Source organism: Pradoshia sp. TA40_28 (genome assembly GCF_059694525.1).
This window is the reverse complement of sequence record NZ_JCATZO010000008.1, coordinates 109,347-124,845: the sequence shown is the minus strand read 5'-3', so window position 1 is coordinate 124,845 and position 15,499 is coordinate 109,347. Positions and strand designations below refer to the sequence as shown.

The window sequence follows — 15,499 nt, the reverse complement described above, 5'->3', positions numbered from 1 at the left end:
TTTATTTGTGAACAAATAATGTGAAGAGGGAGGCCATATCTAAAATGGAGAAAAATCAATATTTAACTGTGGCCGCCTTAACCAAGTATATAAAACGCAAATTTGATGCAGATCCTAATCTGGCAGATATCTATGTGAAGGGTGAAATTTCAAATTTTAAAAAGCACTCCAGCGGGCATATGTACTTGACGTTAAAGGATGATCAATCAAGGATTAATGCGGTAATGTTTGCTAAGTCAGCTCAATCGCTTGCGTTCATACCTGAGAATGGGATGAAGGTTTTATTGCGAGGCGAAATCCGTGTTTATGAGCCTACAGGCGGCTATCAAATGTATATAAAAGAAATGATGCCTGATGGAATCGGAGAACTGTTTATTGCATTTGAACAGCTAAAGAAAAAGCTTGAGCATGAAGGTCTCTTCGAGAGAACGCATAAGCAGCCCATCCCTTTGTTTCCAGCTAAAATCGGCGTTATTACATCTCCTACAGGAGCGGCAATTCGTGATATTATCACAACCTTAAAAAGGCGATATCCAATTGGAGAAATTTTAATTTTTCCTGCTTTGGTTCAAGGGAAACAGGCAGCACCTTCTATCGTAAAGGCAATTGAACAAGCCAATGAGTATCCCATTGATGTTTTGATTGTCGGTAGAGGTGGAGGCTCCATAGAGGAATTATGGGCATTTAATGAAGAAATTGTCGCAAGGGCGATATTTGCTTCCAAAATACCGATCATTTCAGCGGTTGGCCATGAGACAGATACAACCATCAGTGATTTTGTTGCGGACTTAAGAGCGCCTACACCTACTGGAGCAGCTGAAATGGCAGCACCAAGAGTAAGTGATATAGCAGAACGAATATCTATGATGGAAACCAAGTTAATTCGTTATTCCCATCAGCGCATTGAGTCGGAAAAGAATCGGTTATCATCTATTCATAAATCGTATGCTTTTAGATATCCACACTTATTATATCAGCAAAAATTAGAGCAGCTGGATAGAGTGACCGAGCGTATCTCTAGAAACAGTAAGCTTTATTTCGAACGTAAACAAGATCAATTGCTGGCACTTACCAAGGCGGTTGAGCGTAATATTCCGTTAACTAGCATTGCAAGAAAAATACGTGAAATCGAACAAATAGAGACACGAATGACTCGTGCGGCTGTCCAAACAGTTAAAAGTAAGCAGCGGGATTATCTTAATACGGTTACGCTTCTGGAGGCAGTCAGTCCTTTAAAGATTATGGAAAAAGGATTTGGACTTGTTTATAATGACGAAGAAAATCTAATTAAATCAACTGAGTCTGTAAAAGTGGGCGATCGATTGAAAGTAATTGTACAAGATGGTGAAATCGATTGTACGGTTAATGATATTAGGGAGAGTGAATGATATGAGTAAAAAGGAAGAGGTTGCTATTACGTTTGAAGAAGCAATGAAGAAGCTGGAAGGAATTGTGGAACGCCTGGAGGATGGAGAAGTACCTTTGGAAGAATCAATTAACCTTTACAAAGAAGGTATGGAACTATCCAAATGGTGCCATGATAAGCTTAAAACAGCTGAAGAGCAATTAACACTGATTATGAAAGAAGATTCTTTTAAACCGTTTACTATTGATGAGGAGGAGTAGTATGACAGAATTTGCTTCCTTCTTAAATGATAATAAACATAAAATTGAGTCTAGAATGGACGAGATAGTATCCAATTTAAAAACACCGACCACTCTGAAAAAGGCGATGGCTTATTCATTGGAAGCCGGTGGAAAAAGGCTTAGGCCTTTATTGGTAATGGCCGTTTTACAGGCTTTTGGCAAAAAAGAACAAATTGGACTTGATACGGCCTGTGCGATTGAAATGATTCATACGTATTCTTTAATCCATGATGATCTTCCATGTATGGATGATGATGATTTAAGAAGAGGGAAGCCGACGAACCATAAAATATTTGGTGAAGGGTTGGCTGTCCTGGCAGGGGATGCCCTTCTAACCCTCGCGTTTGAAGTCATTGCCAATCAATCCAAAACTGAAATAGACCCAGCCGTTAATCTTGAATTGGTCCTGGAACTGGCGAGAGCAGCCGGGGCTGAGGGAATGGTCGGTGGCCAAGTTGCTGATATAGAAGGAGAAAAAATTGGCGTTGACTTACAGGGACTTGAATATATCCACGAAAACAAAACGGGTAAATTGCTGGGATACAGCATTATGGCGGGAGCAATACTTGCCGGGGCAAGCACGGAACAGAAAGAGAAGTTAAGGGAATTCTCCCGCCATCTTGGTTTGGCTTTCCAAATCCGCGATGATATCCTTGATGTCGAAGGCTCAGAAAGTGTAATAGGCAAGCCGGTTGGAAGCGATGTTACGAATCATAAGAGTACATATCCTTCCCTTTTAACAATGGACAAGGCTAAAATTATGCTAGATCAACATATTCATTCGGCAAGAACATTACTTTCCGAAATTGAGTTTGATGAGTCCTTATTAGTCCAATTCGTTGAATTGGTAGGGAAGCGTGACCATTGATTTGGATCGTTTTCCATCCAAATCCACTTACCTAGAATTATGATGTATGCTATACTTTTTGATATCTAAGAGTGGTGCAGTATTCTAGTCGGTCTACCGTTCTGGAGAGTGAGCCTAAAAATTCACTAAAGGGCACATCGATGATGGTTCTTGGATTGGCTCGGGGCGCCCAGCCTTGGGTCAATTCAGGGAGTAAGGAATTAGGGCGATCCACAATGGCATGTGGGCGTTGACCCTGGTTCCGCGGAGGCTTTATTCTAACATTAAAGAGTAGAATATTGGAAAACCTGCATAAACAGGAAACTGTGTGCAGCGTAGCCTGCCTTGAGTGAAGTTTGAGGGGATTGTGAAAGAAGCGTATATACATCAGTTGGCCATTGATATATCTACTGCTATCGCATGAAATCGATTTTGCAAAAGAGGCTAAAGAATCGGTTAAGGGCTGCCGGGGAAATCCCCTAGACTGTTCTTTGACATATATGAAGGATTAAGGTACGGACTAAGTGGCAATCCAGTCCAATTGACGGAAACGCAATTGAGTCGGGTTTAAAGGGAAACCGCCGATATGGCGACATTCGGTAACTGACTGGGAAATCCTACTGGACCTAAGCCGTAAAATTAACTTCATATATGACCACTCATATAAAAACACGTGAAAAAGCTTGCTGCTAAGCAGGCTTTATTTTGCATATAGGATGGGTTGACATACATTTTATGAAAAAAATATTGAAGCAATCAGCGAGATGGACGATGATCATAACTGTTATTACGTTTATGCTTGCTGCCATCTTCACTGTCATTTCTACTGTTGCTTTAAATGGAGTTGGATGGGTAAGTGGCTTAGCAATCGTTCTTAGCATTGTACTTATTGGTATCTTCTTTGATATGATTGGTATTGCAGCGACTGCTGCTGATGAAGTCCCGTTTCATGCTATGGCTTCCAATCGAATTCATGGAGCGAAGCATTCTATACGCATTATTCGAAATGCTGATCGATTTGCAAGCTTTTGTAACGATGTCATCGGTGATATATCGGGGATCGTCAGTGGGACAGCGACTGCTATTGTGATTGTGCAATTATCAATCAGCTTTAATTGGGAAGAAGCCTCCCTGGCTGAAAGCGCAGGCTCGATTATTCTAACCAGTTTGATTGCAGCCCTGACAGTCGGCGGCAAAGCAATGGGGAAAACCCTTGCTATTCGGTATTCAAAGGATATTATATTTGCAGTGGGCAAATTATTATACTTCCTTGAGGAACATTTCCAGATTGTTATAATAAAAGAAAATAAGGGAAAACGTCCCAAAAGAAAACGAAATGAAAGTGAGTGATCCTGATGGATTTGTTATCCATAAAAGACCCCTCTTTTCTTAAAAAGATGTCCAATACGGAATTGGAGTCTTTGTCACAGGATATAAGAGAATTCTTAATAAATAAGCTATCTGTTACTGGTGGACACATTGGCCCCAACTTAGGTGTAGTGGAACTAACACTCGCTTTACATAAGGAGTTTAATAGCCCCAAGGATAAATTTTTATGGGATGTTGGACATCAATCCTATGTTCATAAAATATTGACAGGCCGGGCATGTCAGTTTGAAACTCTCCGTCAATACAAAGGGCTGTGTGGATTTCCAAAGATGAATGAAAGCGAGCATGATGTTTGGGAGACAGGTCACAGCTCAACTTCTTTGTCAGCTGCAATGGGTATGGCGATTGCTCGTGACTTGAAAAAAGAAAAAAGTTTTATTATTCCTATTATCGGTGATGGTGCTTTAACAGGTGGTATGGCCCTTGAAGCATTAAACCATATAGGGCATGAAAAAAAAGATATGATCGTTATTTTAAACGATAACGAGATGTCCATTGCTCCCAACGTAGGTGCCCTGCATTCTATTCTCGGAAGAATGCGGACTGGAGGCAAATATAATTATGTTAAAGATGAGTTGGAACAACTGCTTAAGAAAATACCGGCTGTGGGTGGCAAGCTTGCTAATACAGCTGAACGTATAAAAGACAGTTTGAAGTATCTGGTTGTCTCTGGAATGTTTTTTGAAGAACTGGGCTTTACTTATTTAGGTCCGGTTGATGGACACGACTTTGAAGATTTGTCTGAAAACCTTAAATATGCTAAAAAAACAAAAGGTCCTGTTCTTTTGCATGTCATTACCAAAAAAGGAAAAGGTTATAAGCCTGCAGAAACAGATGCAATTGGTACATGGCATGGTACGGGTCCATATAAAATTGAAACAGGCGATATAATCAAGGAATTAAATGCACCTCAGGCATGGAGTGCACTTGTCAGCGAGACGGTGAGAAGATTAGCCAGAGAAGACGAGCGTATTGTAGCGATTACTCCGGCAATGCCTGTCGGTTCCAAACTGCTCGGTTTTGCTTCTGAATTCCCTGATCGAATGTTCGATGTCGGAATCGCGGAACAGCATGCGACTACTGTTGCTGCAGGACTTGCCACGCAGGGTATGAAACCATTCTTAGCGATTTATTCTACATTCCTGCAACGTGCTTATGACCAAGTTCTTCACGATATATGCCGACAAAAGTTAAATGTCTTTATTGGAATAGATCGGGCAGGACTAGTGGGAGCTGATGGAGAAACCCATCAAGGTGTATTTGATATTACCTTCCTGCGTCCAATGCCTAATATGGTTATCATGATGCCTAAGGATGAAAATGAAGGGCAACATATGGTCAATACGGCTATCCAATATAATGAAGGTCCGATTGCCATGCGTTTTCCAAGAGGAAATGGATTGGGAGTTCCAATGGATGAAGAGTTAAAAACCATCCCGATTGGCTCATGGGAAGTCTTACGTGAGGGAAATGATGCTGTTATATTAACATTTGGTACAACGATACCAATGGCAATGGAAGCAGCTGAAAGGCTCCAGAAGGATAATATTCATGTAAAGGTTGTCAATGCTCGTTTTATAAAGCCATTGGATGAGGCAATGCTTTCTGAATTAATGTCCTCCAATTTGCCAATCCTAACAATTGAAGAAGCAGTTCTGCAGGGTGGCTTTGGCAGTGCCGTATTAGAATATGCTGAGGAAAATGGATTTCATAATGCCTATATCGAAAGAATTGGAATCCCTGATGAATTTGTAGAACACGGAAGTGTCGGTAAATTGCTACATGATATTAATCTAACGACAGATGATGTTGTAGAAAAACTATCTAAGATGACCTATAAAGTAACGAAAAAGGCGTATTGAACATGAAAAAAGAACGTGTTGATGTATTATTGGTTGAACGTGGATTAGCAGAAACAAGAGAAAAAGCAAAACGCGCAGTAATGGCTGGAATTGTTTATTCAAATGATTTGCGAATGGACAAGGCTGGTGAAAAAATTGCAATAGATGCACCGCTTACCATAAAGGGTCAAATGATGCCCTATGTATCAAGAGGCGGATATAAGTTAGAAAAAGCGATGGAGACATTCGATATTTCTGTTAAGGATAAACTGATGATTGATATTGGATCATCTACAGGAGGATTTACAGATTGTGCCCTTCAAAATGGTGCAAAAAAATCGTATGCTGTAGATGTCGGATATAATCAATTAGCCTGGAAATTGCGACAGGATCCACGAGTAGTTGTAATGGAAAGAACGAATTTCCGTCACTCCGTACCTGAAGATTTTACGGAGGGGTTACCTGAATTCGCTACTATTGATGTATCCTTTATATCTTTGAAACTGATCCTGCCTGCTTTAAAACGCATTCTGGTACCTGGCAGTGATGTTGTCAGCCTAGTTAAGCCGCAATTTGAAGCCGGACGCGACCAGGTTGGTAAAAAAGGAATCATTCGCGATAAAAAGGTTCATCTTCAAGTGGTTGAACAGATGAGAGATTTTGCTGTTCGAGAAGGCTTTATTCTGAAGGAGGCCACCTATAGCCCTATAACAGGCGGAGATGGCAATATAGAGTTTTTATTCCATCTATACTGGCCGGGTGAAGATTCCGCTGGTGAACCGTTTAGTGATGTGAATCTTGAGCAAGTTGTGGAAGAGGCACACAAAGCATTAAAAACCAATAAAGGTGAAGAGAATTAACCTTATAAATCCCCCGTGTAAGCTATTGCTTTGGGGGATTATTTATTATGCAATCTTTGCATAAAAATACATGTACTTTTACGACAAAATCCGCTAACATTATGAATGCAAGGTATTATATTGAGGGGTGTCAGTCAATGAATAAAGGACAAAGACATATAAAAATACGTGAAATAATTACAAATAATAATATTGAAACACAAGATGATTTAGTGGATATTTTAAGAGCGGAAGGAGTTAATGTTACGCAGGCGACTGTTTCTAGAGACATAAAAGAACTGCACTTGGCAAAAGTACCGATGCAGGATGGCCGTTATAAATACAGTCTGCCGGCAGATCAACGTTTTAATCCTTTTCAAAAGCTTAAACGAGCATTAGTAGATGCTTTTGTACGAATTGATTCAGCCAATAATCTATTAGTCATGAAAACATTGCCAGGCAATGCTCAGGCTATTGGTGTTTTAATGGATAATCTCGATTGGGAAGAGATACTGGGTACGATTTGTGGAGATGATACATGTTTAATTATTTGCAAAGATGAAAAAGATGCTGAAATCATATCAAAGCGTTTTCTGGATATGCTTTAAGAAAGTTGGGATGAAAAGATGTTATTGGAACTCTCCATACGTAATTTCGCCATTATAGAATCACAGACACTTTCATTGGATAAAGGACTGACAGTACTTACCGGTGAAACAGGTGCCGGTAAATCCATTATTATCGATGCAGTGCAGTTATTGGCCGGAGGACGCGGATCATCTGAATTTATCAGGCATGGTGAAGAGAAGGCTGAACTGGAAGGATTGTTTCAGCTGCCTCACTCCTTGCATCCAGCCATAGAGAAAGCAAAGGAATTTGGAATCGAAACGGATGAAAATACAATCATCATCAGAAGAGATATGTATACTTCTGGGAAAAGTGTGTGCCGGATTAACGGTAAAATGGTCACGATCTCTACCTTACGAGAGGTAGGGAGAAAATTAATTGATATCCACGGGCAGCATGAACATCAAGAGCTAATGGATCCAGATTTTCATCTTCCTTTATTAGACCAATTCGGTGAAAAGGATATTAAACAATCACTGATAGAATATCGAAAGCTTTATAAACAATATAATGAAACACGCCAACAAATGAAGAAATTAAGCGAAAATGAGCAACAAATGGCACATAGGCTTGATTTAATCCAATTTCAATTTGATGAAATTCAAAAAGCTGAACTCGAGTTGGACGAAGAAGAGAGATTAGTGGAAGAAAAGCAAAAGCTGAGTAACTTTGAAAAAGTTCATCAAAGTTTACATAATTCCTATATGTCCTTAAATAATGAAAACGGGGGACTCGATTGGGTCGGGAGTGCGATGACTGACCTGGAAGGAATTGAAAATCTCGATGAAAATTATAAAGAGTTATCTGATTCCGTTAAAAACGCATTTTATATATTAGAGGACGCTAAAACTTCAATCCGTTCACAATTAGATCTACTGGAGTATGATCCAGAAAGACTACACGATATAGATGCCAGACTGAATGAAATAAATCACTTAAAACGGAAATATGGTAAATCCATAAGTGAAATTTTAGAGTATAGTGCCGCAATTGAAGAGGAGATCGATACCATCTTAAATCGGGAAACTCATCTCGAAAAATTAAAGGGCCAACTTTCCTCCTTGGAGAAAGAAGTTATCCTGGAAGGGCAGAATTTATCAGAGCTAAGAGGGAAATATGCACGTCTTTTAACAGATGCAATCCATCGTGAACTTAAAGAGCTGTATATGGATAAAGCTGTATTTGAAGTGTATTTCCATCACTCCGGACAAGATCAATCCGAAATAATTGGGGAGAATGGGCTGGATCAAGTGGAATTTTATATTTCTGCCAATCCTGGTGAGCCTGTTAAACCACTTTCTAAAACGGCCTCAGGTGGAGAATTGTCACGGATTATGCTTGCGATTAAGAATATTTTTTCTCAGCATCAGGGGATTACTTCGATTATTTTCGACGAAGTTGATACAGGTGTAAGCGGACGTGTTGCACAGGCTATAGCAGAAAAAATTTATCGCGTATCAGAAGATTCACAGGTCTTATGTATTAGTCATTTGCCGCAAGTGGCAGCAATGGCAGATATTCATTTGTTTATCTCTAAAGAGATTACAGGAGGCCGAACAAAAACAAATGTGACACCGCTTGAAAAAGAGGAACGAGTAAAAGAAATAGGAAGAATGATTTCGGGTAAAGAATTAACGGCCTTAACAGAAGAACATGTAAAAGAAATGTTGGATCAGGCCGATCAAATTAAAACTACTATTGGAGCAAACTGAGGATAACTATTCTCAGTTTTTTTCAATACTATTTAATTATATTGTCTCACCAGTAAAGTTATTTTATGTAAAAATTTTGCCTGGTTCCGTATTCATCTAAAAAGATTGTTAACACTATCCATTATGGGTAGCTTTTTATTTTGTTCTCTTGTTATAAAGTCAATCGCTCTCGGCAAAATTATAGTAGTAGCCATAGAAGCGAGGAGAGTGAATGGATGAAATCGATCTCAATAAGAAAATACTTCGGTGTAGTTCTCCTTGTTTCGCTGTTAGCCATTATTTTTAGCCACCCAATGCAAAAATATTTTGAAATTCCCACCCAACTTACTTTATTTGAAGGACAAAATAAATCTTTTGAAAAAAGCCAGTTTCTAAACGCAGAAGTGGTCTCTGCAAACTCTGGGGTTTTAATTGATAATCGTTCCACAGCTCTGAATATTAAGGGCTCAAAAAATGGCTATAATCAAGTCGTTTTTAATGTTGCAGGGATTCCTGTCAAAAAGGTTGATGTTGAAGTATTAAAGGATTTTAAAGTGATACCGGGAGGACAATCCATTGGTGTTAAATTAAATACTTTAGGAGTTCTTGTCGTTGGGCATCATCAAATAGCCACTGAGAAAGGCAATCTTTCACCTGGTGAAATTTCCGGGGTACAGGTTGGTGATATCATAACGGCCATCAATGGTAAATCGATTACAAAAATGCAAGATGTCTCTCCTTTTGTTCAAGAATTTGAGAAGAATAATAAACCATTAATGGTAGATCTATTCCGCGATAATGTGAAGCTGACGAAACAATTATCCCCTTTGAAAGATAAAAATGAAAAGGTTTTTAAATTGGGTCTTTATATTCGAGATTCAGCAGCGGGTATAGGTACCATGACCTTTTATCATCCTCAAACAAGAAAATATGGAGCATTAGGTCATGTAATTTCAGATATGGATACGAAAAAGCCAATTGTTGTGAAGGATGGTCAGATTGTAAGATCAACCGTAACATCAATTGAAAAAGGCAGCAACGGAAATCCAGGCGAAAAGTTAGCTCGTTTTGCAGCGGATCGGGAAATTATCGGGAACATTAACCGAAATTCTCCATTTGGTATTTTTGGAAGGCTAAATCGGCAAGTGGACAATGGATTAAATAATTCACTGTTGCCAATTGCGTTATCGAATGAAGTAGAAGAAGGGCCAGCCCAAATCTACACTGTGGTGAATGGAAATAAGGTAGAGAAGTTTGATATTGAAATAATCAGCACTATACCACAAAAGTTTCCGGCTACAAAAGGAATGGTCCTCAAAGTCACTGATAAAGAGTTATTAAGTAAAACAGGTGGCATTGTACAAGGGATGAGTGGAAGCCCTATTATTCAAAATGGAAAGGTTATCGGTGCTGTCACTCATGTTTTTGTTAATGATCCAACAAGCGGATATGGAGTTCATATTGAATGGATGCTCAATGAAGCAGGAATTGATATCTATCAAAAGGATCAAAAAGCAGGGTAATTAACCTGCTTTTTCCTTTTTTATTAGGTGTAAAATGAAAAATACATACAGGATTTTCGACAATTCAGGTGTAAAACATGAATTATAAGATGAAAACAGTCGAAATGGAGAGTAATCAGGAGCAAAACTTGTATTAATTAATAATTTTAAGCATTTTTTAATTTTTCGCTGCTTTTTATATTGCAATGTCGAATTTCTCGGTTAGAATAAAGAATAGAAATACTAGAAAATAAAGGAAATGTCTGAGGAGGATATCTGGTTGAAAAAAATAAAAGTATGTATCGTTGATGACAATCGTGAACTTGTTGTTTTATTGGAAGAGTATATATCAGAACAGCCGGATATGGAGATTATCGGTGTTGCGCATAATGGGCAGGATTGTTTAAGCATGCTCGAACAACAAACTCCGGATGTTTTAGTACTTGATATCATTATGCCGCATTTGGATGGACTGGCCGTTTTGGAGCGCATTAAAGATTCCCAAAAAGGAACGAGTGTTCCGAATGTCATCATGTTAACTGCTTTTGGCCAGGAAGATGTTACAAAAAAAGCGGTTGAGCTTGGAGCTTCCTATTTTATTCTTAAACCATTTGATATGGATCATCTTGTCAATCATATCAGACAAACAGGTGAAAAAGGTGCCGGCATAGCAAGATCAAGTACATACACACCGCGTCAGCATTCTGAATCAAAGCCTGTTAACCTGGATGCAAGTATCACTAGTATCATTCACGAGATTGGTGTACCTGCACATATTAAAGGCTATATGTATTTGCGTGAAGCTATTTCTATGGTTTATAACGACATTGAACTGCTTGGTTCGATTACAAAGGTCCTTTATCCGGATATAGCCAAAAAATTCAACACGACTGCGAGCCGTGTAGAACGTGCTATTCGACATGCGATTGAGGTGGCATGGAGCAGAGGAAATATTGAATCCATTTCTTCCTTATTCGGTTACACGGTAAGTATGACAAAAGCTAAACCGACAAACAGCGAGTTCATTGCGATGGTTGCTGATAAGCTGCGTCTCGAGCATAAAGCTTCTTAATAGCTTTTAGCTTTTAGTTTGTTGTGAAGGTTCTAAGAATTTTCATAGCATAAGGATTACGATCCGGATTATTCACTTCATAATCATGAAAGAGGTATCTGTGGAATGACATCCTCATGGATACTTCTTTTTTTCCTATCATTAGCCCCTCTCTTCATTATGTGAATGTGATCACCTCAATGAACTGCCGTGGTCTATCAGACGGTTGCAATTATCTAATACAATGCCCAATATCCATTGATAATGTAAAGAACAGCAATTAATATGTGTTGAGGTCCTTGAGAAAAAATACTACTGTTTAAACGAATCGCCTGCCGAATGTTGTCTTAAATAATGGATGCTTTAAATAAGCTAATATAGGGAATAGGTATCTCTATATAAACGAATCGGAGGTATGAAGATTGACATTAATTTTTGGACACAGAGGGTATGCTGCCGTATATCCGGAGAACACCATGATTTCTTTTATAGAAGCCTGTAATGCAGGTGCAGATGGAATCGAATTAGATGTACAATTAACATCTGATGGAGAACTTGTTGTGATTCATGATGAAACTGTTGACCGTACGACGGACTCAGAAGGATATGTCCGTGATTTTACTCTTGAAGAGATTAAGAAATTTAATGCAGCTAATAATTCCAAAACAATGGAATTTGCTAGTATACCGACTCTTCGAGAAGTAATGGATTGGTTAGCTACGAATCGTTTGTTGTTAAATATCGAATTAAAAAATGGGTCAGTTTCTTATCCTGGGATGGAAGAGAAAGTAGTCGAAATGATTCGAGAGTATGGTATGGAAGGAAGAACGATTCTGTCCTCGTTTAATCATTATAGTATGGTATATTGTCATCGCTTAGCTCCAGAGATTGAAACAGCCCCACTATACTCAGATGGGCTATTTATGCCCTGGGTTTATGCAAGCTCAATAAAAGCAAAAGGAATTCATCCTAAATACAAGGCAGCAGCGAATGAAATCATCGAGGAATCCATGAAAGCAGGGATAGCTGTCAGGCCTTATACAGTCAATCGCAAAGCAGATATGAAGCGATTGTTTAAGGTAGGTTGTACGGCTTTTATTACGGATGATCCGGATAAGGCTATTCAGCTTAGAAAACAGTATCAATAATTTCATCAACCTTCCTTTATTATTATGGTATAACTATCCATATGATGAGATGGAGAGGATAAAATGATACTGCTATTGTGCATAATTGGTAGTACTTGATTAGGATTTGCCTTAATGATGTTCTTTGGGGAGGCCGCTGGCAGCATAATCGCTTTTGGTATTTTATTAGGATGTTTGGTCAGAGGGCTATATCTCATAAACAGAATACATAATCATCTATCTTCACATATGCCAAGGAAAGACAAAGTGGCAGAGGCATAAAGAAAGTATGTGGAAGAAGGTAAATAAACAAGGCAGCACATTATGATGTGCTGCCTTTTTGCTTATCTCCATTTACTTACGTACAGATTTTCCATTAAAACGTTCCTGGACCTTATTACGTTTTCGATCACGGTAAAAAATGAATCCGGCAATAAAAGAAAGTCCACCAATAAATAAGAGTAAGCCCAGTAAAAATTGAACCCAGAGGGCAGGAAGCATAGGACTGAGCCTACCAAAAATCATATCTCTCATCCATTTTATTCCTAGTGCTGTTAGAAGGCCTGGTATCAACAAGAGCGCAAAGGCGATAATTCGTTGCAATTCATCACGTCCCGATTAGGTATTTCCTACCTTCAACTTTATAAAATATAGAAAATTTGTCAAGTTTATTCAAATAATTTATGATAATAGAAACCATGAAAACATTTGCATGATTCTGAACTCTCTCTTGGAAGGAGGATATTGCCTTGCAAACAGTCGTGATTATTGGAGCTGGTATGGGTGGGTCATCCATCTTAAAAATTTTACTTCAGTCAAAAGACTATCAGGTAATTGGAGTGGTCGACCGTGACACGAACGCTGCAGGGCTTCAATTGGCATTACAAAATCGAATAAAAACCGGCAATGACTGGATTGGTTTTATAGATGATAACCCGGATATCGTTTTTGATGTGACGGGAGATGAGCGGATCTTTGGGGAAATAGCTCAATATAAAAGGAATAAAACGCTTTTGGTTCATGGGCAAATTGCCTTCCTGTTAGCCAATCTTATCCAGGAAAAAGAAAATCTGATTAAGAAATCAAAAAAAGAGGCTTATTTGCATGAGCTAGTTTTGAATGCGACGGATAATGGCATGGTGCTTATTGATCCAGAAGAGAGAATTATTTTTTACAATCAGGCTGCTGCATCAATTACTGGTATCGTCAGGGGTCAGGCAATCGGCCGACACATATATAAGGTGATTCCTGCTTCTCGTCTTCCTGATGTCCTCAAAACAGGAAAAACGGAGAGTAATCAACGGTTTCAACTCAGAAAAGAACTAGAGGTCGTTACAACGAGAATGCCTATATTCAATGCAGAAGGCGAATTGCTTGGTGCTCTAGCCGTGTTTAAAGGGATTACAGAATTTACTAGTCTTGCGGAGGAAATTACAAATTTAAAGCATATTCAAAACATGCTTGAGGCAATTATTCACTCGAGTGAGGATGCAATATCAGTAGTAGATGAAGATGGAAACGGCCTTTTAATTAATCCTGCCTATACCCGAATTACCGGGTTAACAAAAGAAAATGTCCTCGGCAAACCTGCTACGGCAGATATAGCAGAGGGAAAAAGTATGCATATGCAGGTATTAAGGACTAAACAGCCCGTTCGTGGCGTTCGAATGAAGGTTGGGTCTTCAAATCGGGATGTGGTGGTCAACGTGGCACCAATCATGGTAAATGGAGATTTAAAGGGAAGCGTTGGTGTTATTCATGATCTTTCTGAAATACAAAGCTTAACACAGGAACTAAAAAGAGCCAGACAGATCATAAGGAACTTGGAAGCTAAATACACATTTGATGATATTATTGGTCAATCAAAAGAGATGAAATGGGCTATTGAACAGGCTCGTTTATGCGCCCGTACACCTGTAACTGTATTGCTGAGAGGTGAATCAGGAACGGGAAAAGAACTTTTTGCTCATGCCATTCATAACGCAAGCGATCGAAAATATAATAAATTTATTCGTGTAAATTGTGCCGCTATATCGGAATCTCTCTTGGAAAGTGAGTTATTCGGCTATGATGAAGGAGCCTTTTCGGGTGCAAAGAGAGGCGAGAAAATCGGGTTATTTGAGGAAGCGAATAATGGAAGCATATTTCTAGATGAGATCGGGGAGCTATCTCAAAGTATGCAAGCAAAGCTGCTTCGGGTATTGCAGGAGAATGAAATAGTCCGTGTTGGTGGCACAAAGCCTGTATTAATAAATGTCCGTGTGATAACAGCAACCAATGTGAACCTTGAAAGGGCCATTGCGAACGGAACTTTCAGGGAGGATTTATATTACCGCATTAATAAGATGCCTATATTTATTGAGCCATTAAAGGAACGGAAAGAAGATATTCCCCCATTATGTGCTCACTTAATCAAAAAGTTGAATTTGGAGTATGGTCGTAATATTGAAGATATAAGTGGAGAAGCTCTAATTATGCTTCAAGAATATGACTGGCCTGGTAATGTGAGAGAGTTGGAAAATATACTGAGCCGGGCTATTATTTTTATGGAAATGAATGAGAAAATTATACAAAAGAGTCATTTGACGGAAAAATTATTAAAAACGGCCGAGGTTTTTTCGAGCAAAATATTGGAAAATAGGTTACCCTTGAATGAGAAACAGAGTTTGGCCGATCAATTATATGAAGTGGAAAAACAGATTATTAGGTATGCATTAGAAGAGCATAAAGGGAATAAAACAGCTGCCAGCCGTGATTTAGGTTTATCGATTCGCAATTTTTATTATAAATTGCAAAAGTTTAATCTTGAATAAAATAGCATGCAAAGTTTTGCGTCTCTGCAAATATTTGCAGGGATTTATAGAAGAAAAAACAAGTTGCAATGCTGATCATGCGGTGAATTCAGGTTGGCATGATTCTTGCATCAAATGTAAATGGG

13 protein-coding genes are annotated in these 15,499 nt (G+C 38.8%); 12 read left to right on the top strand and 1 reads right to left on the bottom strand.

Annotated features, from left to right (window positions below; translation table 11 throughout):
• Nucleotides 1-44 precede the first annotated feature (44 nt).
• The 11 genes from xseA to AC58NB_RS12390 all read left to right on the top strand — a co-directional run bounded on the left by xseA (nucleotide 45) and on the right by AC58NB_RS12390 (nucleotide 12,582).
• Complete coding sequence (gene xseA / locus AC58NB_RS12440) at nucleotides 45-1,388, top strand: exodeoxyribonuclease VII large subunit (RefSeq protein ID WP_497427157.1); 1,344 nt, start codon at nucleotides 45-47, stop codon at nucleotides 1,386-1,388.
• Nucleotide 1,389: 1 nt separating this feature from the next.
• Nucleotides 1,390-1,626 (top strand): exodeoxyribonuclease VII small subunit, encoded by a 237-nt coding sequence (gene xseB / locus AC58NB_RS12435; RefSeq protein WP_497427156.1) that lies wholly within the window; start codon nucleotides 1,390-1,392, stop codon nucleotides 1,624-1,626.
• A 1-nt stretch (nucleotide 1,627) separates the two neighbouring features.
• A complete protein-coding gene (locus AC58NB_RS12430; RefSeq protein ID WP_497427155.1) occupies nucleotides 1,628-2,515 on the top strand; it encodes a polyprenyl synthetase family protein in 888 nt (295 codons plus the stop codon).
• A gap of 714 nt (nucleotides 2,516-3,229) precedes the next feature.
• Nucleotides 3,230-3,844 carry a hypothetical protein gene (locus AC58NB_RS12425; protein WP_497427154.1) on the top strand — a complete coding sequence of 205 codons (615 nt, stop codon included), beginning with the start codon at nucleotides 3,230-3,232 and terminating at the stop codon, nucleotides 3,842-3,844.
• Nucleotides 3,845-3,849: 5 nt separating this feature from the next.
• Nucleotides 3,850-5,745: a 1-deoxy-D-xylulose-5-phosphate synthase gene (dxs, locus tag AC58NB_RS12420; RefSeq protein ID WP_497427153.1), complete on the top strand. Its 1,896-nt coding sequence runs from the start codon at nucleotides 3,850-3,852 to the stop codon at nucleotides 5,743-5,745.
• A complete protein-coding gene (locus tag AC58NB_RS12415; protein ID WP_497427152.1) occupies nucleotides 5,742-6,584 on the top strand; it encodes a TlyA family RNA methyltransferase in 843 nt (280 codons plus the stop codon). The genes dxs and AC58NB_RS12415 overlap by 4 nt, the downstream gene beginning before the upstream one ends.
• 137 nt (nucleotides 6,585-6,721) lie before the next feature.
• Complete coding sequence (gene ahrC, locus AC58NB_RS12410) at nucleotides 6,722-7,171, top strand: transcriptional regulator AhrC/ArgR (RefSeq protein WP_497427151.1); 450 nt, start codon at nucleotides 6,722-6,724, stop codon at nucleotides 7,169-7,171.
• A gap of 18 nt (nucleotides 7,172-7,189) precedes the next feature.
• On the top strand, nucleotides 7,190-8,902 hold the full coding sequence (gene recN, locus AC58NB_RS12405; RefSeq protein WP_497427150.1) for a DNA repair protein RecN: 1,713 nt from the start codon (nucleotides 7,190-7,192) through the stop codon (nucleotides 8,900-8,902).
• Nucleotides 8,903-9,117: 215 nt separating this feature from the next.
• Nucleotides 9,118-10,404 carry a SpoIVB peptidase gene (gene spoIVB, locus AC58NB_RS12400; protein WP_497427149.1) on the top strand — a complete coding sequence of 429 codons (1,287 nt, stop codon included), beginning with the start codon at nucleotides 9,118-9,120 and terminating at the stop codon, nucleotides 10,402-10,404.
• A 259-nt stretch (nucleotides 10,405-10,663) separates the two neighbouring features.
• Entirely contained in the window at nucleotides 10,664-11,455 is a 792-nt protein-coding gene (gene spo0A / locus AC58NB_RS12395; RefSeq protein WP_497427148.1) for a sporulation transcription factor Spo0A, read from the top strand.
• 401 nt (nucleotides 11,456-11,856) lie between these two features.
• Nucleotides 11,857-12,582: a glycerophosphodiester phosphodiesterase gene (locus tag AC58NB_RS12390; RefSeq protein WP_497427147.1), complete on the top strand. Its 726-nt coding sequence runs from the start codon at nucleotides 11,857-11,859 to the stop codon at nucleotides 12,580-12,582.
• A 333-nt stretch (nucleotides 12,583-12,915) separates the two neighbouring features.
• On the opposite strand, the gene AC58NB_RS12385 is transcribed toward AC58NB_RS12390, so the two are convergent.
• Entirely contained in the window at nucleotides 12,916-13,164 is a 249-nt protein-coding gene (locus AC58NB_RS12385) for a DUF2627 domain-containing protein (RefSeq protein WP_497427146.1), read from the bottom strand.
• Nucleotides 13,165-13,310: 146 nt separating this feature from the next.
• On the opposite strand from AC58NB_RS12385, the gene AC58NB_RS12380 reads away from it, so the two are divergent.
• Complete coding sequence (locus tag AC58NB_RS12380) at nucleotides 13,311-15,374, top strand: sigma-54 interaction domain-containing protein (RefSeq protein WP_497427145.1); 2,064 nt, start codon at nucleotides 13,311-13,313, stop codon at nucleotides 15,372-15,374.
• The last annotated feature ends 125 nt before the right edge of the window (nucleotides 15,375-15,499 follow it).